Consider the following 26,115-nt stretch of genomic DNA (forward strand, 5'->3'; position numbering starts at 1 on the left):
CGGTTGGATGGTTGTTTGGTCCTCGTTGACCAGTTAACTTATTCATCGCCCAGGGGTCTTCAAGGCGGACGTCCGTGGGGAAGGTCTGCCGGGCATCGCCGGAGATGAATCACAACATTATGATTTAATATCGTTTTCTTGTATGCTAAAAAGGAAGCCGGTGGGTTTTCCCTACCACTGAATGACTAAAAGACTATTTGGCGGGAACGGAGAGGCAGCGGGGTGAAATTCGATTGGGCAGGCCTTCAGGGCCAAGGAAACGGGTGACATGCCTGAAGACATCAGAAACCGGCCATCCATCAGCCACGCAGATGCCACGGCACTGAACTTTGTCCGGTCATCCCCGCCCTGCGTCTTCCGGCGTCATTTCAGGCAGGGCCTGCGTTCCCACATCATGGAGATCCTGGATCCGGCGGATGTGGAGATCGAACGTTCGGGGACCCTGATCGACGGGATCAGGATGTTTCCCAAAGCGACGCCGCGCAGAATGTTTCGCATCTTCCGGTCCCGACTGAAAACGCTCGACAACGCCATGGCCGAAATCGGTCGGGTCAAAACCGTCGAACGCTACCTGGCGCCCGATTTCATTGCCACCTCCACAGAGTGCATCGTGGATTACCGGGGGCCTTACGGGTGGGACCTGGTGCTGTGCGGATTCCAGGAATATGTAGAAGGGGAAATCCTGGACCCGTGGACCCTTCTTGACGCACGGGAACTGCTGCCGGCGCTCTACGACACGCTGGGCCACAGGGAGCGGACGCTGCCCCTGACGCGGGACGAATGGATCCGAACGGTCAGGCAAAATAGCCGCCGGTTTATCGAAAGCATTAAACGGATGGTCGATGAAGCCGGGCATATCCCCGACCTGGCCGGTGCGGGCAATCTCATCCTCACCGTTGCGGGCAACCCCTGTCTGGTTGACATCAACAACATCTCTCGTGCCGACTTCCATCCGGCGGTCCACCTGGACGAAAAAGGCTATCCGGTCTGCGACAAATCCATAGAGGCACTCGCCCTGATCGAGGAAAAAATTCTCGGCGGACCGGTTGACCCCCATGAAAAGATCTACAGGCGGTTCCTCAGTCCGGAGCGCCGTGATGCAGTTAAAGCGATAGAGGCACGGTTCTGGAAAAAATAGACGTATTGCCGTCAGCCATTTCGATTTCGGTCGTTTCCGTGGTCAACGCCTTGCAGACCCGTCCGGCCGAATGCCCAGGTTGTCGGCGGCCGATTCCCTGTCCGCCCTCCGGGCCATTTGAATCGCCCGCTCCGATTCCTTGAATCCTGTCGAAGTCCATCGCCTGTGCAACGGGCCGAAGCGGCGGTCGTCCGGCCGGTTACATCTTCATGCCCAGCATCAACCGAACGGCCCCGGCCAGCACCAGCATGGCGGTCATCCCGCCGACGAACAGCCCGGCAAACCACAGCCACTGGCGCTGCTTCTCAGTAAGCCGCATCGTGCTCATGGGAGGCCTTGCCCCGGAACACCCAGAAGCAATACCCCGTGTAGGCCAGGACGCAGGGCAGCAGAAACACCGTGCCCAGCAGCAGCAGGGATTGGGATTCGGGTGCGGCGGCCACATCCCAGAGGGTCAGTTTGAAGGGCACCAGCCATGGCCAGGTGCTGACCCCGATGCCGATGTAGTTCATCAGGAAAATGCCCAGGGTGAGTAAAAAGGGCCGGTATTCCCGCTCGGTGCGCAGGTCCCGCCAGAGCATGATGAAAAAGACCGCCGAGAGGATCGGCATGGGCTGCAGGAAGTAGAAGTTGGGCAGGCTGAACCACAGGGCCTTGATGTCACTGTTCATCATCGGCATGGCCAGGCTGACCAGTCCCATGAACATGGCCACGAATAACAAGACGTAGCGGGCAGACTGCCGGGCCCAGTCCTGGGTGGCGCCCTCGGTTTTCATGATCGTCCAGGTGGCGCCCAACAGGGCGTATCCGGTCACCAGGGCAACACCGACCATGAGGCTGAAGGCATTCAGCCAGTCGAAGGCACTGCCGGAGAAATTACGTCCCTCCACGGAAATGCCGTGAACGAAGGTGCCCAGCACCGCGCCCTGCATGAAGGTGGCCGTCAGGGATCCGAAGTGAAACGAGTAGTCCCAGATCCGCCGGGATTTGCCGGTGGCCTTGAACCGGAACTCAAAGGCCACCCCGCGGAAAATCAGTCCCAGCAGCATGAAGATGATGGGAATGTAAAACGCCGGCATGAGAATGGCGTAGGCCAGGGGAAAGGCGGCGAACAGGCCGCCGCCGCCCAGCACCAGCCAGGTCTCGTTGCCGTCCCAGAATGGGGCGATGGAGTTCATCATACGGTCCCGGCACTGGTCCGACGGGGCAAACGGAAACAGGATGCCCACGCCGAGATCGAAGCCGTCCAGCAGGATGTAAAGGAAAATGGCCGTACCGATCAGCGCATACCAGACCAGCGGCAGATCCAGAAAACTCTCGAAACTAAACATCTTTCCCTCCTGTCCCGGCAGCGAGATCCGTGACCAGGGGCGGCTGTTTCACCCCGTGGCTGCCGTAGGCATCTTCACCGGTGGAATCCGGCCCCTTGCCGATCAGTTTGAGGATGTAATAGGCCCCGGCGGTAAACACCAGGCCATAGGTGACGACAAACGCGGCCAGGGACATGGCGATGGGCCCCGCAGCCACCGGCGAAATGGTCTCCGAGGTGCGCAATACGTTGAACACGATATACGGCTGCCGGCCCACTTCGGTGACGAACCAGCCGGCCACCACGGCCACGAAGCCGGCCGGCGTCATGGCCACGCACCACAGGTGAAACCAGCGCGTGGTGAACAATGCTTTGCGAATGTAAAGCACCAGGGCCACCAGGCCGGTGGCGATCATCAGCATGCCCAGCCCCACCATGATGCGGAAGGTCCAGAAAACCATGGCCACCGGGGGGCGATCCGCCCGGGCCCAGGATTTGAGGCCCTTCACCTCGCCGTTGAAATCGTGGGTGAGAATAAAGCTGGAGAGCTTGGGGATGGATATTTCCAGGGTATTGCGTTCCTCGATCTGATCCGGCCAGGCAAACAGTCGCAGGCCGGCGCCCTTCTCCGTATCCCAGATGCCCTCCATGGCGGCCACCTTGACCGGCTGGTGCTTGAAGGTGTTCAATCCGTGCATGTCACCGAACAGCAGTTGCATGGGCGCCACGAAGATGGCCATGATCATGGCCATGCCCAGCATGATCCGGGCATGCTTCACGTGCAGGCCCCGCCACAGGTAATAGCCGCCGATACCGCCGACCACGAAGGCCGTGGTCAGGTAGGCCCCGGTCACCATGTGGATCATGCGGTAGGGAAATGACGGGTTGAAGATCACCGCGATCCAGTCGGTGGGGTAAAGCAGGCCGTCAGCCCCCTCACGAAACCCCGCCGGGGTCTGCATCCAGCTGTTGGCGGACAGGATCCAGAAGGCCGAGATCAGGGTACCCACCGCCACGATCACCGTGGCGGCAAAGTGCATCCGGCGGCTCACCCGGTTCCAGCCGAAAAGCATGATTCCGAGAAAGGAGGCCTCCAGGAAAAAGGCGGTGAGCACTTCGTAGCCCAGCAGCGGCCCCAGCACGTTGCCCACCTTGTCGGCGAACACGGACCAGTTGGTGCCGAACTGGTAGGAAAGCACCACACCGGAAACCACCCCCATGCCGAAGGTGACGGCAAAGATCTTGACCCACATGCGGTAAATCTGCTCGTAAAGCGGGTCGCCTGTTTTCAACCAGCGCCATTCCACCACGGCCAGCCAGCTGGCCAGGCCGATGGTAAACGCCGGAAAGGTGATGTGGTAGGCCACGGTAAAGGCAAACTGGACACGTGCCAGAAATACGGGATCAAGGTGGGAAAGCATTAGATTACCTCGATAAAGAAAAGTGGGTTGTTGATGGCAAAGAAACAGCGGGTAAAAACCATAATAAAGGGATTCCCCGTAAAGTCAAGCCGAAGCGATGCAGGCCATCCCCGGTCAGGCGTTCAGCCGGCTGTCCTGAACATCCGCAAACGATGCCGGTGATGACCCCGCCGGCCACCGGCGACACGACCCCTTCTCCAGAGTCTTCCGGCCGGCAGCCGGCTGGCAAGGGTATCGCCACCTCTTTATCGATTGACCCGGTTCGCCCATGGCGTCCGGATCCGTCTTACCCCTCCAGTTTGCGGTTGATGTGATCCATCACCGGCGTATGTTCCCGCTGCGGGCTGAACAACACAAATTCCGCGTTCTGGTCCGCTTTTACCGTGTGGCCGGGGGGCCAGTAAAACAGGTCGCCGGCATTGACGTTCTCCGTGTCCCCGTTCCTGAACGTGACCGTGAGCGCACCCTGAATCAGATACCCCCAATGGGGGGCGTCGCAAAGATCATTTTCGAGGCCCCGGAGCAACGGGGCAATGTCCACCCCTGCGTCCATGGTAAAATGTTCGCCGCCGATCACACCGAAACCGGACGCATCTCCAAAATCGGTCTTTTGTCGCGCCACGGCTCCGGGAGCACTTATTTTGATCGGAATTTCATTTTTGTGCATATGCATTTGAAGTCCCTCCTTCCGTATCTCCATGCATTTTTCCATGCGGTGCCGCACCGGAATCCATCCTCACAGATTCAAGGCTTGATTTCGCCGCTGCGGACGGGGTTGGGGCACCGATTGTAATTAATACCACGTTGTGGTAATTTGTGCTATTTTTTTCCGATCTCTCCGGCTACACCGCTATGGCTGACCAACTCGATCCCGAAGAGACCCGAGAGGTCTCCAGTCGTATCTTTTCGGAGATCGCCAAGACGATTGCCCATTACCGGGGGGTTATCGAAAAATTCATCGGAGACGCGGTGCTGGCCATTTTCGGTTTGCCGGCGGTCCATGAAGACGACCCGGTGAAGGCGGTCAGGGCGGCCAGAAAAATTCATCATATGGTGCGATCCATCAGCCCGGAGCATGAAAACCGAATCGGACGGCCATTGCGCACGCACAGCGGCATTCACACCGGCCTTATCGTCACCGGGGAAATGATCGTGAAAAAGGGATCCACGGGGTTGTCGGGGATACGCTGAATCTGGCTTCAAGGCTTGCAGCCAGGGCCAGACCGGATGAGATTCTGGTCAGCAGCCGGACCCACCGCCTGATCGCGCCCTATTTTGAAACCCGGCCGGTCGGCCGGTTCCTCTTGAGAGGAATCGCCCGGCCGGTCAAACCGCACCGGGTGGTGGATATCCTGGAAGTGAACACCCGGTTCGAGGCGGCCCGGCGACACGGCTTCACCGCGTTCACGGGCAGGCATGAGGAACTCGCCAGGCTGCACGCATGCCTCGAAAAAACCGTTGCCGGAAAGGGGCAGTTCGTCACCGTAACCGGTGAGGCCGGTGCGGGGAAAAGCCGTCTGGCATACGAATTCCGCCACCGCCTTGACAGGAAAAGCATTACCGTGCTGCAGGGCCGCTGCCAGTCTTACGGAAGCAATATCCCCTATTTCCCATTTCTCAACGCACTCAAGCGCGGCCTGTTGCTTAAAGAAGAAGACAGCACCGCGGAGCTGGAAAAAAAATCCGCTCGAATGTCCTGGCGATCGACGCCTCCCTCGAGGGCTACCTGCCCCTGTATCTGCACCTGCTTTCCATTCCAAGCCAGCGATATCCGCTGCCCGGAGGCCTGCGCGGCCAACACCTTAAAAATTCGATCAGACAGGCCCTGGTTGAAATCAACCTGCTGAATTCCAGGCGAAAGCCGATGGTCCTGATTCTGGAGGACTGGCACTGGGTTGATGAGGCATCGGATTCAATCCTGAAACACATGGCCGGCAACGTGCGCCGGCTGCCCCTTTCGCTTGAAGTGCTCATCGCCCAGGAGCTGGTTCAACAGGTCCGGCGGGCTCCGGAAGCGGCGTATATGTTCAAGCACGTGCTGACCCAGGTTGCGGTTTATGAAAGCCTGCTTTTAAAAAAACGAAAGGCCTGTCATACTTCTGAGGGTCGGGCCCTGGAGGAACTATACGCCGGTCGTCTCGAAGAGCAGTGCGAGAATCTGGCCCATCATCATTCCCAAAGCACCCATACGGAAAAAGCACTGCTCTATCTGGAAATGGCCGCAGCCAAGGCAGCCCGTGTCCATTCCCTGCCGGAATCAAGAAGAGATTACGAAACCGAACTGTCGATTGTCGATGCAAGCCCGTTGGATCCGAAAAACCGGAAAAAGTTTATCGATCTGACGCTGGGGTGGGCCGAAGTGTCCCAGTATGCCCCTTCCAATAAAATCATGCGTGCGCTGGGCCGGTCACTCGATCTGGCCAGGAGGTTCGACTCCCGCCACCGTGTTGCCCGGGTGTCCTACTGGGTAGGAAAGTATGGGCACCCTCGCAAAGGCCATAAGAATCGCCAGAAAACGTGAGGTTCCGACCTTCGAGGCCATGGCCTTCGGCTATCTGGGAACCGTCCTGTTCTGGTATGGCAACTGGACGGCGTCCATCAACAACTGCAGGCAATGTATCGGCCTGTCCAGGAAGCTGGACAATGCCCTGCCCATCATCTGGGGCACGTTCTTTAAAGGGGCGGCCCTGTTCAATTCAGGCAGGCAGCCGGAGGGACTCACGGTCATGGGGCAATCCATCGACATGATGGCCAACGTGGATTCCGTCCTGGCAATGCGGTTCTTCTACGCCCTTTTCGCCGAAAACCTGGCCCTGCACAGGAAATATCGCCGGGCGGAAACCATCAATAAAAAGGCCATGGCGCTGGGCCAGTCCGGACAGCGATGGGGTGACATCGCCAGCTGCCGGGCCATGGCGATACTGGCTGCAGCGCAAAGCCGTCCGGACTGGCACCAGGTGGCCGGCCACATGCAGAAAAGCATCGACCTGTCGCCCCGTGCGGAAGCAATTCCCGAACTGGTGGTCAGTTTAAGCCGTTTTTCGGATCTCATGCTCAAGAAGGGCGACCTGGACAGCGCACACGCCTATCACCGGCAGGCAAAGAAAATGGCCGCCGCCATCGGCGGCAAGGGCCTTCACCGTTAGCCGCCTTTCCCCGGCGGTGCACGCACCGTTGCCATGTGTGTGATGCATACGGAGGGGTTATCCGGGAAGCGCCCGGATGACATCGAGGATGAAGGCATCGGTATCCCACGCAGACCGGTCGGCGGTGGCGCCGAAGCGGACCAGCACCAGCCCCCTCGTAGGAATCACGATGACCTTCTGCTCCTGGAAGCCCTGCGCCGCATAGGCGTCCCCCGGCGCGTGGGGCCACAACCGGCCGCCGGAAGCGCCGCCCCCGTGGCATCGGCCACCAGGGTGCAGCCGCAGCCGGCGCGGTAGATGGCCTTGGACCGGAAAACCTTGAACGCCGTGGCCGTGACGGATTGATCGTCCGCGTCGACATCCCAGGCCACGACTCCGGCCAGCGGGTTGACCGGTTTTACATCTTCGTTAAAAACAGCCTTCGGATCCCGCCCGGAGATGAAGGTGGAAGAGCACAGGTACCTGGCGACATAGCCGGTGCCCATAGGCATCGCCTGGGCCAGAAACCACACGGCGGCAGCCGACAGGCCGACGGCCAGCACCCCGCGACGGCCGGAATGCGTTTCACGCCTCGCGTCATTTCAGGTCCTCTCCAGCGCGCCATTGGGATTTACGTGAACAGGGTGTCAACCGCCGGCGCGGATCACCCGGGCAGCGCAACCCGCCGCCCGCCGGACAGCGGTTCCAGGTCGGCGGGCTTCAACCGAAAGACGATCCGCTCATTTTTCGCGTTCCCGGATGATCGTCTGAATCATCTGGTCAAGACCGTGAAGAAATCGGGAGCGATCCTTTTTCTGAAACGGCGGCGGGCCGCCGGTGATCGTGCCCGCCTCGCGCAGATCGGCCATGAGGTCGCGCACGGCCATGGCCTGGCCGATATTTTCCTCGTCGAAGGGCCGGCCGCTCGGGCCGATCACCCCTGCGCCCTTTCCGATGCAACGGTGGGCCAGCGGAATGTCCGCCGTCACCACGATGTCATCTGCGGACACCTGCTCGGCAATCCAGTCGTCCGCCGCATCGAAGCCGCCGTCGACGACCACCAGCGTCGATATCCCCGGATCGGGAATGCGCATGCGTGTGTTGGAAACAAAGGTTACGGTCAGCCCGTACCGCCTGGCCACCTTGCAGGCCTCCGGCTTGACCGGGCAGGCATCGGCATCGACATATATTTTCAACACCCCGACCATCCTTTTGAAACCAACTTGTCGGCGACCTCATTCTGCAGGAGACAGATGCCGATGACGATGTCGGATCTGCTCCGAAACCTGCCGACCCATCGGTCAATTCGACCATTCAATCCCTTTTTGTCCGGACGCCAATCGCGAAGGGCATCTTCTGCGGCGCATTGTTCAAACCCCTGCCAGGCGGTAAGTTTCTCATCAATTTCGGATCTTTTCAACTGACAATAATCTAACGCACCGTTTGGAAAAAACCGGCATCGCCCGCACCCACGGCCCCCGACTGCCGGGCGGAGGGATCTAATACCCGATGGCTGGCGTCGGGGCGGCTCGCTTTCTTGATTTTTTCAGTAAAGATGCATGCGCTCGATGCCGATAGCATAAAAAGTTTCAGCGCCGATCAGGCAGCGTTTGCTGAAAACCAAGATGTCACCCGGACAAGTCTTTAGATGTGGAAAGGATTTTTTAATGAAAAAATGGAAAGATATCACCATCGGGAAGAAATTAGCCATAGGATTCGGATGCTTATTGTCATTGCTGGCTGCCACGGGCTACGTCGGCTTTGACGGCATCCGGACGGTCAGCCATTCCCTGGTGGTGGTCGGGGACGAAGAGGCGCCGCTGGTCGACATGGCCAACGAGATGAAGCTTTCACTGATGGTCGCCAGAAATGCCATGGAAGAATTCAAAGGGGCCACGGCGGCCCTTGCCACCGACAATGCGGACAGTCTGGAAGGGATCCAGGAAGACTACCGGCAGGCGTTATCCGATTTCGACCGTTTTGCCGGTGCCATTCTCGAAGGTGCCCGCCTCGAAGAAGGAACGACCGTCGTCAGAACCGACAACCCGGATCTGGCCGCACTGGTCACACAGGCGGACACCCTCCACAATGAGAAATTCCAGGTGGCCGGCGAAAAAATGATGCAGGAGGGCCGAAAGCTGCTGGGGCAAAAGGCGGTGGCAGACAAGGCGATGGATAAAATGGAAGCGGTCTACGATGAAATTTATGCCGATGCATCGGCGGTTGAAGAAATGATTGCCGCAGAAATCGCCCAACGGGCGATACATGCCGGCATCGGCGGCGAAGCCAGGGCCATTTTGCGTGAGGAAGTCCCCCTGGCGGACCTGGCCAATGAACTCAAGATCGCCATGGCCCAGACCCGACTCCAGATTGAAGAGTTTGCCCAGACACGCGATCCGCAGCAACTGGATGAGATAGAAAAAGGGTACCGGCAGTGGGTCGCCGGCTTTGATGAAAAAGTATCTGCAATCCTGAACGGGGGCACGGCAGACGGCCAGGTCTTTGTTGCGACCGACAATCCGGCGATCCGTAAGGCGGTCATGGAGCTGGACGGCAATCACACGGATTTTCAAAAAAGGACGGACACCCTCATGGCCGCCCACCGACAAGCCATCGCCCAGGCCCGCATGGCAGAAGCCGCCATGCAGCAGTTGGACGAATTTGGCGATGAAGCGGCGCTCCTGCTCGGCAAGGTCGAGCAGCTGTCCGGAAAGGAAATGCAGGCGGCCAAAGATGAAGGGCGTGTTGCCAAAAATAAAGCGATCAGCGTCATCGTCGGGGTCACCGTGCTTTCCCTACTGGTGGGCATCGTACTGGGCATGGCCATTACCCGGGGGATCGTGGGCAAACTGTCCCGGGCCGTGGTGTTTGCGAAAGCCATTGCCGCCGGCGATCTCACTGCCGACATTGACGTGGACCGGAAAGATGAGCTGGGAATGATGGCCCGGGCACTGAAAGAGATGGTCTCGAAATTGCGCGGAATCGTCGAGGGTGTGAAACGGGCGTCGGAAAACGTCGCCTCCGGCAGCCAGGAGCTGAGCGCATCATCGGAGCAGATGTCCCAGGGCGCCACCGAACAGGCGGCCGCCGCCGAGGAGGCCGCTTCCTCCATGGAGCAGATGGCTGCCAACATCAAGCAGAGCGCCGACAATGCCCTGCAGACTGAAAAAATAGCGGCAAAATCCGCAGAAGATGCCCACACCGGTGGAAAGGCCGTTTCCGAGACGGTGGCAGCCATGAAAAACATTGCCGAGAAAATCGCCATCATCGAAGAGATTGCCCGCCAGACGGATCTGCTGGCGCTCAATGCCGCCATCGAGGCCGCCCGGGCCGGCGAACATGGCAAGGGCTTTGCCGTGGTGGCCTCCGAGGTGCGCAAGCTGGCCGAACGCAGCCAGACCGCCGCCGCCGAGATCAGCAACCTGTCCGGTTCCAGCGTGGAAGTGGCCGAGAGTGCCGGAGAAATGCTCTCAAAGATGGTGCCGGATATCCAGAAAACCGCCGAACTGGTCCAGGAGATCAGCGCGGCCAGCAATGAGCAGACCACCGGTGCCGAGCAGATCAACAAGGCCATCCAGCAGCTCGATCAGGTCATCCAGCAGAACGCGTCGGCGGCAGAGGAGATGGCCTCGACATCCGAGGAGCTGTCCAGCCAGTCCGAACAGCTCCAGGATAACATGGCGTTTTTCAGGATTGAGCACCTCGATGAGCGGCGCATCAACCGGGCTGCTGACACCGCACAGGCGGCACAGCAAAAAACGGCTCCAAAAAGCAAGGCCGGCGGAGACGGCGGCCTGATCGAGATAAAAAAGGACTTTCTGGGGGCTGACAGGCCTGAGGGATATGCCTTGGATCTGGGGGAGGTGGCAGCGGCAAAGGCGGATGCCATGGATAGTGAGTTTGAAAGATATTAAAGCAAACAGCTGGGAAATAGCCGCGGCAAGCGCCCCGGGCACCCCGTTGAGACAATTTCGAAAAACTGACTGGTTTTCCCATGCATGACGAAAGCACAGACAATCCCGCGTGTTCCCGAACCGTGAGCGCAGCGCATGACCTGCCGGCAGCGCTGTCGACCTTGGCTGAAGCGCTGACAGCCACCAGCAGCAACGTCGGGCCTGATTTCGTCGACATCGGCCGGCAGCTGCAATCGATTTATTCGGCAGCCGACACCCTGGCACAGCAGACGCTTTCCGCCGTCCAGCGCATTGCCGGGAACACAGACGACGGCGTGCTTTCCAAAGTAGACAAACTGGCCAGGCAATCCCTTGCGGAGCTGAAGAACTGCCAGACTTACGTCGCAGGTGACCTGGACCAGATCTCCGCGGTGGCCGATCATCTTCACGCGGCAGACGGCATATGCGACATGGGTGTCAAGATCGGCAAATTTTTCAGGATACTGGCCCTCAATATCGGTGTAGAAAGTTCCCGGTCCCATGAATCCCGTGAGACCTTCGGGGTGGTGGCCCGGGAAATCAGGGTGCTTTCCGGCAGGGTCGTTGATTTGACGCGCAGCATCTTTGAGGATGTCCAGGCCGCCAAATCCGGCCAATTTTCCGCCGGTGGCCGGATTGCCCATGGACTCGAGCAGCTGGACGGACTTGCTGATGCGGCCGGGCGGTCCCTTCAGACGGCGGTCGCCAACATCCAGACCCTCACCGCGGATACACTCGGGGCCCTGGAAGCGGCCGGTATCCACTCCAGGGAAATTTCCCGGCAGGTGGGTGAAATTGTGATGGGCATCCAGCTGCATGACAGCATGCATCAACGCATCGCGCATATTGCCGAGGGCCTTGGTGATGTGGCCGGTTTAATTGTCGAAAAGCCGGCCGACGGCGATTCCGTATGCTGCGAGACGGAACGATTCGGCGTGGCGCATGCCATCGTGGCCCTTCAGACGCAGCAGTTGAAACATCTCATCGCCGAAGTGGACGAGGTTCATCAAAACAGTCGCGGCGCCTTTGAAGAGATGGGCGCCGAAGTTGGCCGCCTGGCCAGTTGTCTGGCCGGCGTATCATCCAGGGATGAGGCGGCCGGCCAGGTTTTTGAAGCCACCGCGGAGGACCCCATCGGAACCCTCAACACGGCCCTGGCTGATCTTGCCCAGGTCATGGTGCGGGCGGACAGTCTGCTGGGCCAGATGCAATCGGCGGCGACGCAGGCCACCCAAATCGCCGCCGGCCTCTCAAGTTTCACCAGCGATGTTCTCGCCATCAGCCTTGAAATCGACATCAAGGCCATAAACGCCATTCTGGCGGCCAACCGTCTGGGCAGCAAGGGAAGAACCCTTCATTCGCTCTCACAGGAGATGTGCAGTTTGTCGGATCAGTCACGGGAGTTTGTGGACCAGGTTCAGCAGATACTGGAATCCATAACCGGCGCCACCCGAAAGATGCACACCCGCCAATCGCCGGAGGCCTCCGCAGTGCCCGCCGGCGACAACGCACAGATTAAGATGACCGTGGGCATTGAAGAGATCGACGCTGCCTATCGGCAGTTTGGCGCTGCATCAGCCCAGATATTTCAGGATGCGGAAGCGCTGCAATCCGCCATTCTCAGGACCAGCGGCAACCTGACCTTTTTTCCGGAGTTGATCACCTCACTGACCGCCCATCTGAACCGGTTGGAAGAGGCCCGGCAAATATTGATCCCCTGGGCGTTGCCGTCGGATGGAACGTCGCCGGTGGCAGCCGGCAAGCTGGTTGCCAGATACACCATGCAGCAGGAACGCGACATTCACGCGCAGATGATCGACGGCGGGCCGGCTCCGGGTCATACCACCGAGCCGGATTCTGATAACCAGGAAGATGACGAAGGCAATTGTGAACTTTTTTCAGATGAACCGCCCTGCCAGGCGGATAATCTGGGAGATAACGTAGAACTTTTTTAATGGAGAACCATTCAGGGAGTACGTGATGCATTTTAAGATGGCCCCATCGGGGGATTATGGAGAACTGACCCTGACGGGTGAGTTAACGATTGTTCAGGCGAAAGAGCTGAGGCTGGCCTTGATCCATTCACTGGAGCAATCAGACACCGTTGCCATTAACGTGGATCACGTGACCGATGTCGATCTGTCTTGCCTGCAGCTTCTCTGCGCGGTGCACCGCAGCGCACTTGGATCAAATAAACAGATTACATTCAACCCGTCGGATTCGGATGTGTTCCGGAAAGTGGTACAGGCAGCGGGATATGCACGCCATGTGGGCTGTGTCAGGAGCCCCGATAAAAACTGTTTTTGGACAGGAGAGCTGAATTAATATGGGAAAACGAATCATGACGGTGGATGACTCCGCCAGCGTTCGGCAGATGGTTGCATTTACCCTGAAGGGGGCGGGCTATGAGGTGATGGAGGCCGTGGACGGCAAGGATGCCCTGTCGAAAGTGAAGGCTTCACCGGTGAACATGGTGATTACCGACCTGAACATGCCCAACATGGACGGGATTGAACTGATTCGTCATCTGAGATCCGATGCCGCATTCAAATTTGTGCCCATCGTGTTGCTGACCACCGAATCCCAGGCTTCCAAAAAGCAGGAAGGCAAAGCCGCCGGCGCCACCGGCTGGATCGTAAAGCCTTTCAAGCCGGAACAACTGCTCAAGGTGGTCAAAAAAGTTCTGGGATAGCCGGTGGCCGGGTGGGGGTCTGGAAAAGGGGACCGATTGCGAAAAAAAGCAGGATAATTCTTATGGAAAACCAAAGACAGGCATATCGCGAAGAAGCCCGGGAGCTTCTTGCTGAACTGGAGAACGCGTTGCTGGAACTCGAGGAAACCCCGGACGACAGCGAACTGATCGGGCGAGTGTTTCGAGCCATGCACACCATTAAAGGTTCGGGGGCGATGTTCGGCTTTGACGATATCGCCGCCTTCACCCACGAAATTGAAACCATATTTGACCGGGTGCGCGGAGGAGAAATCGCCGTCAGCAAAGAAATGGTGAACCTGTCGCTGTCTGCCCGGGACCAGATCCAGGCGATGCTGGATGCCAGCGAGGGTGAAAACACAGCCGATGCCTCAAACGGTGAGGCGATCATCAGCGCGTTCCGGTCGTTGATAGTTGATGCCGGCCTTCCGGAGCCCGACCAACCCGGTGGCATCCCGGAGGGTGTCACAGGTCCGCTGAATGCTCCGCCTGAGACGGGCAAGGCTGCCCATGCCACCTACCGCATTCGCTTTCGCCCGGAGGCCGATATCTTTGCCAGCGGGACCAACCCCATCCTGCTGTTGAACGAATTGCGCGAACTGGGCGACAGCACCGTGGTGGCCCAGACCGACGCCATACCGGAATTGGCGGATTTGGCCCCCGAGGCCTGCCATGTCTATTGGGATATCATTCTTACCAGCAGCCAGGGAATCGATGCCATCAAAGACGTGTTCATCTTCGTGGAAGATGACTGTGAGCTTCGCATCGATGTAGTCGATGACGGACGCGGGCCTGGCAGTGACGCCGATTACAAACGGCTGGGTGAAATCCTGGTCGAGCGGGGCGATTTATCGACTGGCGATCTGGTGGCGGTCCTCCGGGAGCAAAAACCCATCGGCGAACTGCTCGTGGAGAAAGAGATCCTTGACGGGGGGGTAGTGACCGCCGCCCTGGCCGAGCAGCACCATGTCCGTCAGGTGCGCGACAGACGCAGGGAAAAGGCCGCCGGCTCCAGCATCCGGGTGGCGGCGGACAAACTCGATGCCCTGGTAAACCTGGTGGGCGAGCTGGTGACGGTCCAGGCGCGTCTCAGCCAGAAAGCCGCCCAGGACAACGAGTGCGACCTTTTGGCCATCGCCGAAGAGGTGGAGCGCCTCACCGCCGAGCTGCGCGACAACACCATGAGCATCCGCATGCTGCCCATCGGAACCACGTTCAGCACATTCAAGCGTCTGGTGCGTGATCTCTCCAGGGACCTGGACAAAAACGTTATTCTGACAACGGCAGGCGAAGAGACCGAACTGGACAAAACCGTGATCGAACAATTGAACGACCCCCTGGTCCATATTATCCGCAACAGCATCGACCACGGCATCGAAGTACCGGCCGCCAGGGAGGCGTCCGGTAAACCCGTTCAGGGCACGGTTCATCTTTCTGCCGTTCACTCCGGCGGCGATGTGTTGATTCAGATCAGCGATGACGGCGCCGGACTCGACCCGCAGGCGATTCGAAAAAAGGCCGTTGCCAGGGAACTGATCACGCCCGATGCCGACCTGACGGAAAATGAAATCTTCCAGCTGATATTTGCCCCCGGATTCTCCACGGCCGAAGCCGTCACCAGCGTATCCGGCCGGGGCGTAGGCATGGATGTGGTCAAACGCAGCATCGAAGCCCTGCGCGGGTCCATCGATATCAGCAGCCGCAAAGGCGCCGGCACCACCATCACGTTGAGACTGCCGCTGACCCTGGCCATCATTGACGGCCTGTTGGTAAAGATAGCTGACGATGCCTATGTGTTCCCGCTCGCATCCGTGGAGGAGTGTACGGAGTTTTCCCGTCATGCGGCAGACAAGGCCCGGGAGCGCAAAATGATGAATTTCAGGGGAAATATCATCTCCTACCTGAGCTTGCGCGAGATCTTTGCAGTCGAGGGGGAGCCGCCGGACAACCAGCAGGTTGTGGTGGCCGAAATCAATGGTGAAAAAATCGGTTTCGCCGTGGACCATGTGATCGGCCAGCATCAGACGGTGATCAAGACCCTGAGCAGGGTCTACCAGGACGTGCAGGGGATCTCGGGAGCGACGATTCTGGGGGACGGAACCGTGGCGCTGATTTTAGACATTCAACGGCTTGCATACGCCGTTGAAACGGAAGAACAGATAGCGGCCTAATAAAAGAAGATTGAGAGAAAAAAAATCATGAAATGGAAAAACATCAAGTTGAAGCACAAATTGGGTATCGTGATCGGCGCCATCCTGACCCTGATGGTAATTGTCGGCGGCTGGTCGATATTTGGTATCAGCGGGATCGTCAATGTCATCGAAGGAAATCAATTAGACGGCCTGCTGGCCCAAAAAGAAGTAGACCATCTCAATTGGGCCAATGCGGTCAACGCACTTCTGGTGGATGAAAACAAAACGACGCTTGATGTTGAGACCAATGACCACGAATGTGCCTTTGGCAAATGGCTATATAGCGAAAAGCGTAGAGAAGCCGAAAATATGGTGCCGGAGCTGGCGCCATTGCTCAAGAAAATCGAAAAGCCGCACCACGAGTTGCACCAGTCCGCCATTGCCATCGGCAATTCCTTTCATCCGGCGGATGAGACCCTGCCCGGCTTTCTGGCCGCGAAAGAGGCCGATCATCTTAAATGGGTGGCCAAAATCGATGCGCTCTTTATAAAAAACCTGCCTGAACTTGTGATCCAGACCAACGATCATGAGTGCAGCCTGGGAAAATGGCTATACAGTGCCGAGGCCCAAAAAAGTATAGCCAACCAGGAGGAACTGGTCCGTCTGGTAGACGCATTAAAGGAACCACATGCAAAATTGCATCAAAGTGCAGTGGCTATCCAAAAGGCGTATGAACCGGTGCATCCAGGACTGCTGGCATTACTCAAGGATCGTCTGGACGACCACCGCCGCTGGGTCGCCAAGGTGTCCGCAGCGCTGATTGAAGGCAAAAAAGCCCTGGATGTCCAAATGGATCCACGCTTGTGTGCATTCGGCAAGTTCCTGGCGTCCGATCAGGCGGCGGCTTATATGAAATCGTTCCCGGCCCTGCAGAAAGCGCTGAAGGCTTCCGTTGAGCCGCATCAGAGGTTACACGATTCGGCAAGGGAGATAGAAAATGCCCTCAACGCGGGCAACAGAGCCCGGGCCGAACACCTATTCACCACCCGGACCCTCGTCGCGTTGGAAGATCTAAGCATGCATTTCCAGCGCGCCGTTCGTGCCGAAGAAAAATGCGTGCAGTCCCAGGAAGCCGCCAAATCGATCTATCGCAGCCAGACCCTGCCAAGTATGAACCAAACCGCAGTTGCACTTGAAGCGGTCAAAGTCGAAGCAGAGCGTCTGCTAAAGGGCGTTCGGCAGGCCAAGCAGGTTTACGCCCAAAAAACCATGCCTGCACTGGGTACGACCCAGGCGTTGCTTGCCGAGCTGCGCGCGGAAGCCAAACGCCATGTCATGACCGATGAACAAATGCTCGAGTCAACCGTAAATACCCGCTTGGCGGTGATGATCATCGGGTCGATAGCCGTCGCCATGGGAGCGCTGCTGGCCGTGGTTCTCGCTCGTGGAATCGTTGGACCCATGCTCAAAGGCGTCGTTTTTGCCGAGGCCATTTCCCAAGGAGATCTATCCGTAAGGATGGATTTGGATCAGACTGACGAAGTCGGCCGGTTAATGGCATCCATGAACCAAATGGTGGCCAATCTCAAAGATACGGTTGCGGTTGCCGAACAGATTGCCATGGGCAATTTAAACGTCGATGCGAAAATACTTTCAGATAAAGATACGCTGGGCAAATCGCTTGCGACAATGCTCGAAAAACTGCGTGCCATTGTGCAGGATGTGAAACAGGCGTCGAACAATGTCGCCTCCGGCAGTCAGGAACTGAGCGCATCATCGGAGCAGATGTCCCAGGGCGCCACCGAACAGGCGGCCGCCGCCGAAGAGGCCGCTTCTTCCATGGAGCAGATGGCTGCCAACATCAAGCAGAGCGCCGACAATGCCCTGCAGACTGAAAAAATAGCGGCAAAATCCGCAGAAGATGCCCGCACCGGTGGAAAAGCCGTTTCCGAGACGGTGGCAGCCATGAAAAACATTGCCGAGAAAATCGCCATCATCGAAGAAATCGCCCGCCAGACGGACCTGCTGGCGCTCAATGCCGCCATCGAGGCCGCCCGGGCCGGCGAGCATGGCAAGGGCTTTGCCGTGGTGGCTTCCGAGGTGCGCAAGCTGGCCGAACGCAGCCAGACCGCCGCCGCCGAGATCAGCAGGCTGTCGGGCGCCAGCGTGGAAGTGGCTGCAGGCGCCGGCGAAATGCTGGCCAAACTGGTTCCCGATATCCAGAAAACCGCCGAGCTGGTCCAGGAGATCAGCGCGGCCAGCAGCGAGCAGACCATGGGCGCCGAGCAGATCAACAAGGCCATTCAACAGCTCGATCAGGTCATCCAGCAAAATGCATCCGCCTCGGAAGAAATGGCCTCAACCTCTGAGGAACTTTCGGGCCAGTCGGAACAGCTGCAAACCACCATCGCCTTTTTTCAGATTGACGCAACCGAGCGGGAAACCGCTGCTGCCAGGACCAGTCGGCTGGAACCACGCGGCAAATCTGCTGACCATATTGCAAATAATCGACACGGCAGCGATTGGATCGAGTTGCGGGAAAATGCGCCCTGGGAAGATCATGGTGCGGCGGATAGTGCCGGAAAATCCGGTAAACACGCCGGCTACACGATAAAAATGGACGAAAGCCTCCCGGGAAATCCGGATGCCTTCGATGCCGAGTTTGAAAGGTATTAGGAAATGAACGCATGGAACGTCACCCGTGCGATACCGACCGCCAGAGTGCGCCGCGGTGGTTTCCATCCACCGGAAGGGAAGGCCTGCGCGGCGGAAAAAACATCATCTCGAATCAGCAAGGACAGCAACCAATGACAACGACGGCGATAACAGAAACCGCTTTGTATCTCACCTTTAAACTGGAAGACGAAATCTTCGCCCTGGACGTGGCCAAGGTGCGGGAGGTTCTGGACCTGGTCAACATCACCAAGGTGCCGCGGGTGGCCGAGTTTATGCGGGGGGTGATCAACGTGCGCGGCAGCGTGGTGCCGGTGATTGACCTGCGTTTGAAGTTCGGCATGCCCAAAACCGAAAACACACTGGATACCCGCATCATCGTGATGGAGCTTTCCATTGACGGTGAGACCCTCATTCTGGGCGCGCTGGCCGATTCGGTGCATGAGGTACTGGAACTGGCGCCGCAGCAGATCGAGCCGCCACCCAGGATGGGCATGCGCTGGCGCGCTGAGTTCATCAAAGGCATCGGCAAGCAGGATGATCAGTTTCTCATCCTGCTGGACATCGACAGGGTATTCTCCTCCGATGAACTGGCGCTGGTGGAAACAGCCGGCGGGGAGATCCGCTCGGAGGCGGATGCTGTTTCCGCTTAAATCAGGACGAGGTCCTGAAACCGTCGCGAGGTAACGTACATGCGGGGTGGCAATCACGATCCAACCACCGATGGTCTCATGTCTGACAGGACATATGCGCGTTTCAGCGCCTATGTGGAGACCGAACTGGGCATCAAGATGCCCGACAAGAAAAAAACCATGCTGCAGTCCCGTCTGCAGAAGCGGCTGCGCCTGTCAGGCAAAAAAACGTTTGATGAATACTATGACTATGTATTCAGTCCTGAAGGCATGCAGACGGAACTGGCCCCCATGGTCGATGTGATTACCACCAACAAGACCGATTTTTTTCGCGAGCCCAAGCACTTTGATTACCTGGTTCAAACGGCACTGCCTCAATTGATCCGTTCCCGCGGCATCGGGGTGCAGCGGGCTGCCCGGATATGGAGCGCGGGCTGCTCCAGCGGTGAAGAGCCCTATACCCTGGCCATGGTCTTGAGCGAATTCAGGGCAATTGCCCCGGATTTTCGCTTTTCCATCCTGGCCACCGACATTTCAACCCGGATGCTCGATAAAGTGAAGCGGGCCGTTTACGCTCAGGAAAAAGCAGCCCCCGTCTCCATGGCCTATAAAAAAAAATACCTGATGCGAAGCAGGGACAGATCCAGAAAACTGGTGCGCATCGTTCCGGAATTAAGGTCCCTGGTGCGCTTTCGGCAACTCAATTTCATGACCGCCGATTACGGGCTGCGGGAGACCATGGATATTATTTTCTGCCGCAATGTCATCATCTATTTTGACCGTCCCACCCAGGAAAAGGTGCTCAACCACCTGTGCCGCTGCCTCACCCGGGGAGGCTATATCTTCATGGGGCACTCGGAAACCTTGAACGGCCTCAAGGTGCCGCTGTCCCCCGTGGCGCCCACGGTTTACAGGAAAATATAATGTCAGCACCGGAAGGTGGCCTGCCCGTTGTATATTTGAATTCGGCCGAATTGTGTTTTGCGCAAAGGCCGGCCAGGGTCACAACGGTGTTGGGTTCGTGCATTACGGTCACCCTGTTTCATCCGACCACCCGGACGGCTGCCATCTGTCATGCGCTGCTACCGAGAGGGAAGCAAAAATCAGGCTGCGGGGAAGAATCCGGGAAACCGTTCAAGTATGTCGATGAGGTCATCCCGATAATGGTTGCGAGAATGCGCCGCTATGGAATTCAGCCCCGCCAGCTCGAGGCCAAGCTGTTCGGGGGAGCCGACATGTTCCCCGCCGGACAGAAGCACCAGTTCCAGATCCCGGTAGGCCGCCAGAATATCGAAGCGGCCATGCAGGCCATCGCCTCGGAAGGATTGCACCTCAAGGTCGCGGAGGTTGGCGGAAAATACGGCCGCAAGCTCTTTTTTTACACCCATACGGGGGTGGTCATGGTGAAACCAATTCTCAATCGTAATGGATCGGGCGAATTGGGACGAATCACTTCCGCAAGGCATAGATAACCCGGGGTAAAGGAACCATGAAAAAAAAAATCAGCGTCCTTATCGTCGATGACTCCGCCGTCGTCCGGCAGACCCTCAGGGCAATTCTGTGTTCGGACCCGCAGATCGAGGTCATGGCCACGGCTTCCGACCCTTATTGTGCGGCCGAAAAAATTCAGCATGAAATCCCGGATGTGATCACCCTGGACGTAGAGATGCCCAGAATGGACGGGATTACGTTTCTCCAGAAAATCATGAGCCAGAAACCGATTCCGGTGGTCATCTGCTCCAGCCTGACCGCTGCGGGGTCCGATACGGCCCTCAAGGCCCTGGAGTATGGCGCGGCTGAAATCATTCAGAAACCGAGGATGGGAACCCGGCAGTTCCTGGAAGAGTCGAAGGTGCATATCTGCGATGCGGTCAAAGCCGCCAGTCAGGTAAAATTGAACCGCCTTCCCACCGTGTCCATGGTGGCGCCCAAACTCACCGCCGATGCGGTTCTGGCCAAACCCACCTCAAAGGCCATGATCCATACCACCGAGAAGGTGGTGCTCGTCGGGGCCTCCACCGGCGGAACCGAGGCCTTGCGGGTTCTGCTGCAGGCCCTGCCGGCTGATGCCCCGGGAATGGTCATTGTACAGCACATGCCCGAAAAATTTACCACCGCCTTTGCCCGGCGGCTGGACGGCCTCTGCCGGGTGGCGGTCAAGGAAGCGGCCGACAACGACACGGTGGTTCGCGGCCGGGTGCTGATCGCTCCCGGCAACCGTCATGTATTGCTCAAACGAAGCGGCGCCCGCTATTACACAGCGGTCAAGGAGGGGCCCCTGGTCAGCCGGCATCGGCCCTCGGTAGACGTTCTCTTTCGCTCGGCGGCGCGCTATGCAGGCAAAAACGCCGTGGGCGTTATCCTGACCGGCATGGGTGACGACGGTGCCCAGGGATTGCTGGAAATGAAGCAGGCCGGTGCATTCACCATTGCCCAGGACGAAGCCACCTCGGTGGTGTTCGGCATGCCCCAGGAGGCAATAAAACGGGGGGCGGCAGACAAGGTGCTGCCCCTTGGGGCCATCTCAGCGCGTGTGCTGAGCGCGTGCAGCTGAACGGTTCCCGGCGCTCTCGAGATAGATGCGCACCGGTTGCCCAACCACAGGAATTTTTGGCCCATAACTCACAAATAGCGAACAACTCCAAATTGTTACCCAAAATTCCAACCTTGCACTTTTATCCGGATCCGTCTATACTGCGTGACCGAATCATCCTCTGATCCTCACATTCAACGCCACGAGCGATAGGAGATCTGCCATGGAACTGCTGGACCTTTGTCCGCTTGAAACGTGGAAATCCCTGGAAGACGAGATTCGCAGCCGATCCGGCCTGAACGCCGGCGCATTCAGTATCGAGGGCATTCGCCTCATCCCGCCCGCAGTGTGGCCCAATCGGTTATGCCCGCAGATCAAGGCCAACCCCAAGGGGCAGAGTTTCATCTGTGCCACCGCCCACATGAATATCGCCAATATGGCCCAGGCGACGGGCAAGCCGGCGATCGAAGAATGTGATGCCGGAATGCTCAAAATGGCGGTACCGATTTTCGTCCATGAGGAATTTGTCGGTACCGTATCGGGTTGCGGCCGGCTGCTGGAGGATGGGGAGGTCGATACCTTCCTCGTGGGCAAGATTACCGGAATGGAAGAAGCAACCCTGGAGGAACTGGCATCAGACGTGCCGTCCCTGTCCATGCAGGACGCCCGCACCGCCTGCCGGTTCATCGAGGAGCAGGTGGCGCAGATCGTGAAGGCATACCAGGGCCCGCCGCCCTGAACCGGATGATGGCCGAGGCTGCCGCAACCTGCGGGGAAGGTGGTGAGAATTGTTGAACATTGACCACAAACACGCGACCGTCATCGGCGCCGGTGTGGCCGGGTTGACGGCTGCCGGCCTGCTGGCCGGACAGGGGGTGCAGGTAACGCTGGTCGAGAAAACGCCCTTTCTCGGCGGCCACGCCGTCCAGCTCAATTGCAAGGCCACCGATGCCTGCGTCAAATGCGGCGCATGTATGGCTGAAGACCGGCTGCTTCGTGCCGCCCGGCATCCTCATATCGAGATCCATACCGGTGCCCAGATTGACACCATCAGCGGTCGGGGTCCCTTCCAGGTCGATTATCGAATCCATTCCCCGCTGGTGAATGCCGACCGGTGCAACGGGTGCGGTCTCTGTTTGCAAAAATGCCCGGTCCCCGGTGCCATTCTCCAGGGCCGGGCCCCGCGTGTCGGCCCTTACGTGGCCATTCGCCGGGATCTGTGCCGTTACTTCGACAATGCCGCCTGCACCCTGTGCCGGGATGCCTGCCCCCAGGGTGCCATCCGCCTGTCCTCCCGGGCGCAGCCGGGTCGGCTGAAAACGGACGCCCTGCTCTTGGCAACAGGGTTTGCCCCCTACAACCCGAGCCCCAAGCCATATGGCTATGGACGGTTTCAGAACGTCATCACCAGCCTGGATGCGGAGCGCCTGCTGCGCGACCAGCCGGTGATGGTCCGGCCGTCGGACGGTCGGCCGGCCGGACGCATCGCCTTTGTCCAATGCGTGGGCAGCCGGGACGCCCGGTCGGGCCAGCCCGGGTGTTCCAAAATATGCTGCGGATCGTCCCTGAGGATGGCGCGACTGATTCAATCCCGCCGCAAAGGGGTGGGGATCACCTTCTTTTATATCGATGTGCAGACCTTCGGGAAAGACTTCCCGTGCTTTTATGGCAGTGCCCGCGAAAACATCGAAATGGTCCGGGCCATCCCCGGCGATATCATGAGAACCGACACGGACGAACTGGAAGTCGTCTACTTCGACCCGGAAACCAACAGGTCGAAAGAAGCCCGCTTTGAGCTCGTGGTGCTGTCGGTGGGACTGCTTCCGCCAGGGGACCATGGACATGTGTCCCGCACACTGGACTGGCCCCTGGATGAAAGCGGGTTCCTGCCGCCGAATGGCAGCAGGGGGCAGCCGGCAGGCATCTTTTCCGCCGGCGCGGCCACTGGCCCCATGACCATTGCCGAAAGTGTGGGCAGTGCCGAAAAGACGGTTTATGACATGATTCGGTATTTGAGCGCGTGAACTTACTTTCAGAATCGAAAGCATGGCACCCGGGTTCAAGCCGGTACCATCCATACCTGCCGGGAAAATTGCCATACGCATTCGGGTGAGAACTTATCGACATGGCCGAAAAAACGACATCCGCGATCAGGAATCCCGCTTCCCCGCCTCAGGAGGTGATCATTTTCGGCAGCGGCGTCTGCGCACAAAAAATTGCCCGCAATCTTTGCGGGCACGGCATCAGTGCCTGCCTGGCGTCCGGCGCGGACGCCCCCCCACTGAGGGGTCAGGGTGTCGGAGCCCAATGGCTGCGCGGTGTCGAGCTGACCGCCTGCCGGGGATTTGCAGGGAATTTCGAACTGAAACTCAGGCAGCGGGAGACCTTTCTCTATCGCAAGGCACCGGCCATTGTCCTGGCCGAGGACCCGCATCACGCCCCCGCCTATGCGCCCTATGGATTGAAACCCGGTTCGCGGGTGATGTCCATCTCCCAGCTGGAAGAAACACGGGGAGATTTGCCGGCAGCGGACCGTCCGGGGGGCGGCACGCGGGTCGCCTTTTTTTGCGGATGGGAAAATGACAGCCATCCGGCGGTCGCCAGGCGGATGCTGGCGGCATGCCTCCAGTTGCAACAGCACTCCCGGACGAGTACGTATTTCATGACCGGCAACCTCAAGGTGGCCGCCAGGGGTGCGGAAGGGCTGGTCGAGGCGGCCAAGCGTTCGGGCACCATTTTTCTCAAATTCACCCGGCGATTTCCAACGGTTCAAACGCTGGCGGACGGCCATTTTAAAATCGACTGTCCGGATGAGCTGACCCGAGCGCCGTTTCAACTGGAAACCGACCGGATCGTGGTGGACGAAACCATCGGGCCGCACCCGCGCCTGGAGGAACTGGCCCGACGGCTTGAGATCAGACAGGACGGCATCGGGTTTGCCCAGAGTGACAATGTCCGCCGGCTGAGCAACGCCACCAACCGGCGCGGCATTTTTACGGCCGGCGGTTCACGGGGCGCCCTGTCCGCGGACGAGCAGATGGCCGATGCCGACCAGGTCGCACTGAACGTGCTGGCCTTCCTGAAGGATCTGGGTGCCGACACCCTGCCAGGAATGGAAATCCATCGCGGCCGCTGCGCCCGCTGCCTGACCTGCCACCGGCTGTGCCCCCACAAGGCCATTGAGATCGGGCCGCACATGTCGGTGGTCTCCGCGGCGTGCCAGCGCTGCGGCATCTGCATGGCGGGCTGTCCGGCCCGTGCCATCCACATGGAAGGGGTGCAGATCGGCGCAAAAATAAAAAACTGCATCCGAAAGCCGACCCGGAGCTCAGGTGAAAAAGGAGACCATCTGCAGGTAATGGTGTTCGGCTGCGCCCGCTCGACCGGTCAGGCCCGTGCCTTGGCCCGTCTGTCGGGCCAGCCCCTGCCGTCCGGTGTCCGGTTTGTCGAGGTCCCCTGCGGAGGCTGCATTTCCAGCCGTCACCTCTTGACGGCCTTTGAGGCCGGCGCCCGCGGCGTGATGCTCTGCACCTGCCACACGGACAACTGCCAGTCGGACACCGGAAACCGGGTGGCCCGCCGGCGGGCCCAGGCGACCGGGGATCAACTGACGGCGGCCGGGATCGAGGGAGATCGACTGTATGTCACCTCCGTGGCGGCCAACATGGGCACCGAATTCGTCGCCATGATCAATGGGTTTGCAGAACGGATCCGGGCACTCGACGCCTGCTGAACGAAGGGAAAACAACCAACCGAGGAAAAAACACGATGGCCGACGAACCGGTTCGCCTTGAAGATCTGAACCCCGCCTGCTGCAGCCAATGGGCCCATGAACAGGATGTATGCCTGACATGCGCCATGTGCGCCAGTGCCTGCCCGGTGGCCGGGGTGGACGATTACGACCCCCGAAAGATGGTGCGCATGGTCTCGCTGGGTATGGTGGACGAGGTGGCCCGATCCCGCTGGCCCTGGATCTGCACCATGTGCGGCAAGTGCGAGCAGAGTTGCCCCATGGGAATCGACATCGCCGATATCACCCGGCGCGTCCGCTCGCTGCGCGACGGCCGGCAGGTGCCGGGCATTCTGCAAAAAGGTCTCGCCGCCGCCCTGGAAACCGGCAACAACCTGCGTCTGCCCAAGGAGGACTTTATCTTCATCCTGGAAGATGTGGGCGAAGAGATCGCCGAAGAACCGGGCTTCGACGGCTTTACCGTTCCCATCGACCGAAAAGGCGCACGCTTGCTCACCACCGTCCACAACAAACTGGTGAACACCCACACCGAAGACCTAAAGCCCTGGTGGAAAATCTTCCATGTTGCCGGTGAAGACTGGACCGTGGCCTCGGACAACTGGGAAGGCACCAGCTGGGGCTATTTTACCGGCAACGACGACGCCATACGGACCATGGCCGGACGCATCGTGGAAAACATGCGCCGGTTGGAGATCGATACGCTGCTCTGGCCCGAATGAGGGCACGCCTATCTGGCGACCAGGTATGGTCTCCAACGAT

25 protein-coding genes are annotated in these 26,115 nt (G+C 58.9%); 19 read left to right on the forward strand and 6 right to left on the reverse strand.

The features are described from left to right. The first annotated feature begins 268 nt into the window (after positions 1 to 268). Positions 269 to 1,138: a hypothetical protein gene (locus DSCA_RS14175; RefSeq protein WP_155317041.1), complete on the forward strand. Its 870-nt coding sequence runs from the start codon at positions 269 to 271 to the stop codon at positions 1,136 to 1,138. Between the two features lie 199 nt (positions 1,139 to 1,337). On the opposite strand, the gene DSCA_RS32940 is transcribed toward DSCA_RS14175, so the two are convergent. The 4 genes from DSCA_RS32940 to DSCA_RS14190 form a co-directional block, all read right to left on the reverse strand. Further along, on the reverse strand, positions 1,338 to 1,466 hold the full coding sequence (locus DSCA_RS32940; protein WP_269434661.1) for a hypothetical protein: 129 nt from the start codon (positions 1,464 to 1,466) through the stop codon (positions 1,338 to 1,340). After that, positions 1,444 to 2,469, reverse strand: a complete 1,026-nt coding sequence (gene cydB, locus DSCA_RS14180; protein ID WP_155317042.1) for a cytochrome d ubiquinol oxidase subunit II — start codon at positions 2,467 to 2,469, stop codon at positions 1,444 to 1,446. Before cydB ends, DSCA_RS32940 begins: the two co-directional genes overlap by 23 nt. After that, positions 2,462 to 3,868, reverse strand: coding sequence for a cytochrome ubiquinol oxidase subunit I (locus DSCA_RS14185; protein WP_155317043.1), 1,407 nt, complete (start codon positions 3,866 to 3,868; stop codon positions 2,462 to 2,464). The genes cydB and DSCA_RS14185 overlap by 8 nt, the downstream gene beginning before the upstream one ends. A gap of 286 nt (positions 3,869 to 4,154) precedes the next feature. Beyond that, positions 4,155 to 4,541 carry a cupin domain-containing protein gene (locus DSCA_RS14190; RefSeq protein ID WP_155317044.1) on the reverse strand — a complete coding sequence of 129 codons (387 nt, stop codon included), beginning with the start codon at positions 4,539 to 4,541 and terminating at the stop codon, positions 4,155 to 4,157. A 143-nt stretch (positions 4,542 to 4,684) separates the two neighbouring features. On the opposite strand from DSCA_RS14190, the gene DSCA_RS14195 reads away from it, so the two are divergent. The 4 genes from DSCA_RS14195 (at position 4,685) to DSCA_RS14210 (ending at position 7,014) form a co-directional block, all read left to right on the forward strand. After that, positions 4,685 to 5,059, forward strand: a complete 375-nt coding sequence (locus DSCA_RS14195) for an adenylate/guanylate cyclase domain-containing protein (protein WP_269434662.1) — start codon at positions 4,685 to 4,687, stop codon at positions 5,057 to 5,059. 113 nt (positions 5,060 to 5,172) lie between these two features. Beyond that, a complete protein-coding gene (locus tag DSCA_RS14200) occupies positions 5,173 to 5,715 on the forward strand; it encodes an AAA family ATPase (protein WP_155317046.1) in 543 nt (180 codons plus the stop codon). 17 nt (positions 5,716 to 5,732) lie between these two features. Then, a complete protein-coding gene (locus DSCA_RS14205) occupies positions 5,733 to 6,389 on the forward strand; it encodes a hypothetical protein (protein ID WP_155317047.1) in 657 nt (218 codons plus the stop codon). Continuing rightward, the gene (locus DSCA_RS14210; RefSeq protein WP_155317048.1) at positions 6,346 to 7,014 is read left to right on the forward strand and encodes a hypothetical protein; all 669 of its coding nucleotides are present in this window, start codon (positions 6,346 to 6,348) and stop codon (positions 7,012 to 7,014) included. The genes DSCA_RS14205 and DSCA_RS14210 overlap by 44 nt, the downstream gene beginning before the upstream one ends. A 164-nt stretch (positions 7,015 to 7,178) precedes the next feature. Here the strand turns inward: DSCA_RS14210 and DSCA_RS14215 are convergent, their stop codons facing one another. Together DSCA_RS14215 and DSCA_RS14220 are read right to left on the reverse strand one after the other, a co-directional pair. Beyond that, positions 7,179 to 7,556: a hypothetical protein gene (locus DSCA_RS14215; protein ID WP_155317049.1), complete on the reverse strand. Its 378-nt coding sequence runs from the start codon at positions 7,554 to 7,556 to the stop codon at positions 7,179 to 7,181. A 177-nt stretch (positions 7,557 to 7,733) separates the two neighbouring features. Beyond that, a complete protein-coding gene (locus tag DSCA_RS14220) occupies positions 7,734 to 8,192 on the reverse strand; it encodes a YaiI/YqxD family protein (RefSeq protein ID WP_155317050.1) in 459 nt (152 codons plus the stop codon). 468 nt (positions 8,193 to 8,660) lie between these two features. On the opposite strand from DSCA_RS14220, the gene DSCA_RS14225 reads away from it, so the two are divergent. From DSCA_RS14225 to DSCA_RS14290, 14 genes are all read left to right on the forward strand, one after another. Then, on the forward strand, positions 8,661 to 10,907 hold the full coding sequence (locus DSCA_RS14225) for a methyl-accepting chemotaxis protein (RefSeq protein ID WP_197904797.1): 2,247 nt from the start codon (positions 8,661 to 8,663) through the stop codon (positions 10,905 to 10,907). An 80-nt stretch (positions 10,908 to 10,987) separates the two neighbouring features. Then, entirely contained in the window at positions 10,988 to 12,880 is a 1,893-nt protein-coding gene (locus tag DSCA_RS14230) for a methyl-accepting chemotaxis domain-containing protein (protein ID WP_155317051.1), read from the forward strand. Positions 12,881 to 12,905: 25 nt separating this feature from the next. Further along, positions 12,906 to 13,250, forward strand: a complete 345-nt coding sequence (locus DSCA_RS14235; protein ID WP_155317052.1) for an STAS domain-containing protein — start codon at positions 12,906 to 12,908, stop codon at positions 13,248 to 13,250. 1 nt (position 13,251) lies between these two features. Next, complete coding sequence (locus DSCA_RS14240) at positions 13,252 to 13,617, forward strand: response regulator (RefSeq protein WP_155317053.1); 366 nt, start codon at positions 13,252 to 13,254, stop codon at positions 13,615 to 13,617. Between the two features lie 62 nt (positions 13,618 to 13,679). After that, complete coding sequence (locus DSCA_RS14245) at positions 13,680 to 15,806, forward strand: chemotaxis protein CheA (protein WP_155317054.1); 2,127 nt, start codon at positions 13,680 to 13,682, stop codon at positions 15,804 to 15,806. Positions 15,807 to 15,833: 27 nt separating this feature from the next. Beyond that, positions 15,834 to 18,443, forward strand: a complete 2,610-nt coding sequence (locus DSCA_RS14250) for a methyl-accepting chemotaxis protein (RefSeq protein WP_155317055.1) — start codon at positions 15,834 to 15,836, stop codon at positions 18,441 to 18,443. Positions 18,444 to 18,454: 11 nt separating this feature from the next. Next, entirely contained in the window at positions 18,455 to 19,093 is a 639-nt protein-coding gene (locus DSCA_RS14255) for a chemotaxis protein CheW (RefSeq protein ID WP_231716490.1), read from the forward strand. Between the two features lie 78 nt (positions 19,094 to 19,171). Continuing rightward, positions 19,172 to 19,996 (forward strand): CheR family methyltransferase, encoded by an 825-nt coding sequence (locus DSCA_RS14260; RefSeq protein WP_155317056.1) that lies wholly within the window; start codon positions 19,172 to 19,174, stop codon positions 19,994 to 19,996. Beyond that, positions 19,996 to 20,544 (forward strand): chemotaxis protein CheD, encoded by a 549-nt coding sequence (locus tag DSCA_RS33210; RefSeq protein ID WP_155317057.1) that lies wholly within the window; start codon positions 19,996 to 19,998, stop codon positions 20,542 to 20,544. The genes DSCA_RS14260 and DSCA_RS33210 overlap by 1 nt, the downstream gene beginning before the upstream one ends. A 17-nt stretch (positions 20,545 to 20,561) precedes the next feature. Beyond that, on the forward strand, positions 20,562 to 21,626 hold the full coding sequence (locus tag DSCA_RS14270; RefSeq protein WP_155317058.1) for a protein-glutamate methylesterase/protein-glutamine glutaminase: 1,065 nt from the start codon (positions 20,562 to 20,564) through the stop codon (positions 21,624 to 21,626). 202 nt (positions 21,627 to 21,828) lie between these two features. Then, entirely contained in the window at positions 21,829 to 22,344 is a 516-nt protein-coding gene (locus tag DSCA_RS14275) for a PocR ligand-binding domain-containing protein (RefSeq protein WP_155317059.1), read from the forward strand. Positions 22,345 to 22,393: 49 nt separating this feature from the next. Continuing rightward, positions 22,394 to 23,629 carry a 4Fe-4S binding protein gene (locus tag DSCA_RS14280; RefSeq protein WP_155317060.1) on the forward strand — a complete coding sequence of 412 codons (1,236 nt, stop codon included), beginning with the start codon at positions 22,394 to 22,396 and terminating at the stop codon, positions 23,627 to 23,629. A 101-nt stretch (positions 23,630 to 23,730) separates the two neighbouring features. Next, positions 23,731 to 25,338, forward strand: a complete 1,608-nt coding sequence (locus DSCA_RS14285; RefSeq protein WP_155317061.1) for a hydrogenase iron-sulfur subunit — start codon at positions 23,731 to 23,733, stop codon at positions 25,336 to 25,338. A gap of 35 nt (positions 25,339 to 25,373) precedes the next feature. Further along, positions 25,374 to 26,075 carry a 4Fe-4S dicluster domain-containing protein gene (locus DSCA_RS14290; RefSeq protein ID WP_155317062.1) on the forward strand — a complete coding sequence of 234 codons (702 nt, stop codon included), beginning with the start codon at positions 25,374 to 25,376 and terminating at the stop codon, positions 26,073 to 26,075. Positions 26,076 to 26,115 lie beyond the last annotated feature (40 nt).

Origin of the sequence: Desulfosarcina alkanivorans, from assembly GCF_009688945.1 — a bacterium.
GTDB lineage: Bacteria > Desulfobacterota > Desulfobacteria > Desulfobacterales > Desulfosarcinaceae > Desulfosarcina > Desulfosarcina alkanivorans.

Excerpts from the sequence above, each read along its gene's own strand:
- DSCA_RS14175 (WP_155317041.1), top strand. The coding sequence starts at position 269 with ATGCCTGAAGACATCAGAAACCGGCCATCCATCAGCCACGCAGATGCC.
- DSCA_RS32940 (WP_269434661.1), bottom strand. The coding sequence starts at position 1,466 with ATGAGCACGATGCGGCTTACTGAGAAGCAGCGCCAGTGGCTGTGGTTT.
- cydB (WP_155317042.1), bottom strand. The coding sequence starts at position 2,469 with ATGTTTAGTTTCGAGAGTTTTCTGGATCTGCCGCTGGTCTGGTATGCG.
- DSCA_RS14185 (WP_155317043.1), bottom strand. The coding sequence starts at position 3,868 with ATGCTTTCCCACCTTGATCCCGTATTTCTGGCACGTGTCCAGTTTGCC.
- DSCA_RS14190 (WP_155317044.1), bottom strand. The coding sequence starts at position 4,541 with ATGCATATGCACAAAAATGAAATTCCGATCAAAATAAGTGCTCCCGGA.
- DSCA_RS14205 (WP_155317047.1), top strand. The coding sequence starts at position 5,733 with ATGGTCCTGATTCTGGAGGACTGGCACTGGGTTGATGAGGCATCGGAT.
- DSCA_RS14210 (WP_155317048.1), top strand. The coding sequence starts at position 6,346 with ATGGGCACCCTCGCAAAGGCCATAAGAATCGCCAGAAAACGTGAGGTT.
- DSCA_RS14225 (WP_197904797.1), top strand. The coding sequence starts at position 8,661 with ATGAAAAAATGGAAAGATATCACCATCGGGAAGAAATTAGCCATAGGA.
- DSCA_RS14230 (WP_155317051.1), top strand. The coding sequence starts at position 10,988 with ATGCATGACGAAAGCACAGACAATCCCGCGTGTTCCCGAACCGTGAGC.
- DSCA_RS14235 (WP_155317052.1), top strand. The coding sequence starts at position 12,906 with ATGCATTTTAAGATGGCCCCATCGGGGGATTATGGAGAACTGACCCTG.
- DSCA_RS14240 (WP_155317053.1), top strand. The coding sequence starts at position 13,252 with ATGGGAAAACGAATCATGACGGTGGATGACTCCGCCAGCGTTCGGCAG.
- DSCA_RS14245 (WP_155317054.1), top strand. The coding sequence starts at position 13,680 with ATGGAAAACCAAAGACAGGCATATCGCGAAGAAGCCCGGGAGCTTCTT.
- DSCA_RS14250 (WP_155317055.1), top strand. The coding sequence starts at position 15,834 with ATGAAATGGAAAAACATCAAGTTGAAGCACAAATTGGGTATCGTGATC.
- DSCA_RS14255 (WP_231716490.1), top strand. The coding sequence starts at position 18,455 with ATGGAACGTCACCCGTGCGATACCGACCGCCAGAGTGCGCCGCGGTGG.
- DSCA_RS14260 (WP_155317056.1), top strand. The coding sequence starts at position 19,172 with ATGTCTGACAGGACATATGCGCGTTTCAGCGCCTATGTGGAGACCGAA.
- DSCA_RS33210 (WP_155317057.1), top strand. The coding sequence starts at position 19,996 with ATGTCAGCACCGGAAGGTGGCCTGCCCGTTGTATATTTGAATTCGGCC.
- DSCA_RS14270 (WP_155317058.1), top strand. The coding sequence starts at position 20,562 with ATGAAAAAAAAAATCAGCGTCCTTATCGTCGATGACTCCGCCGTCGTC.
- DSCA_RS14275 (WP_155317059.1), top strand. The coding sequence starts at position 21,829 with ATGGAACTGCTGGACCTTTGTCCGCTTGAAACGTGGAAATCCCTGGAA.
- DSCA_RS14285 (WP_155317061.1), top strand. The coding sequence starts at position 23,731 with ATGGCCGAAAAAACGACATCCGCGATCAGGAATCCCGCTTCCCCGCCT.
- DSCA_RS14290 (WP_155317062.1), top strand. The coding sequence starts at position 25,374 with ATGGCCGACGAACCGGTTCGCCTTGAAGATCTGAACCCCGCCTGCTGC.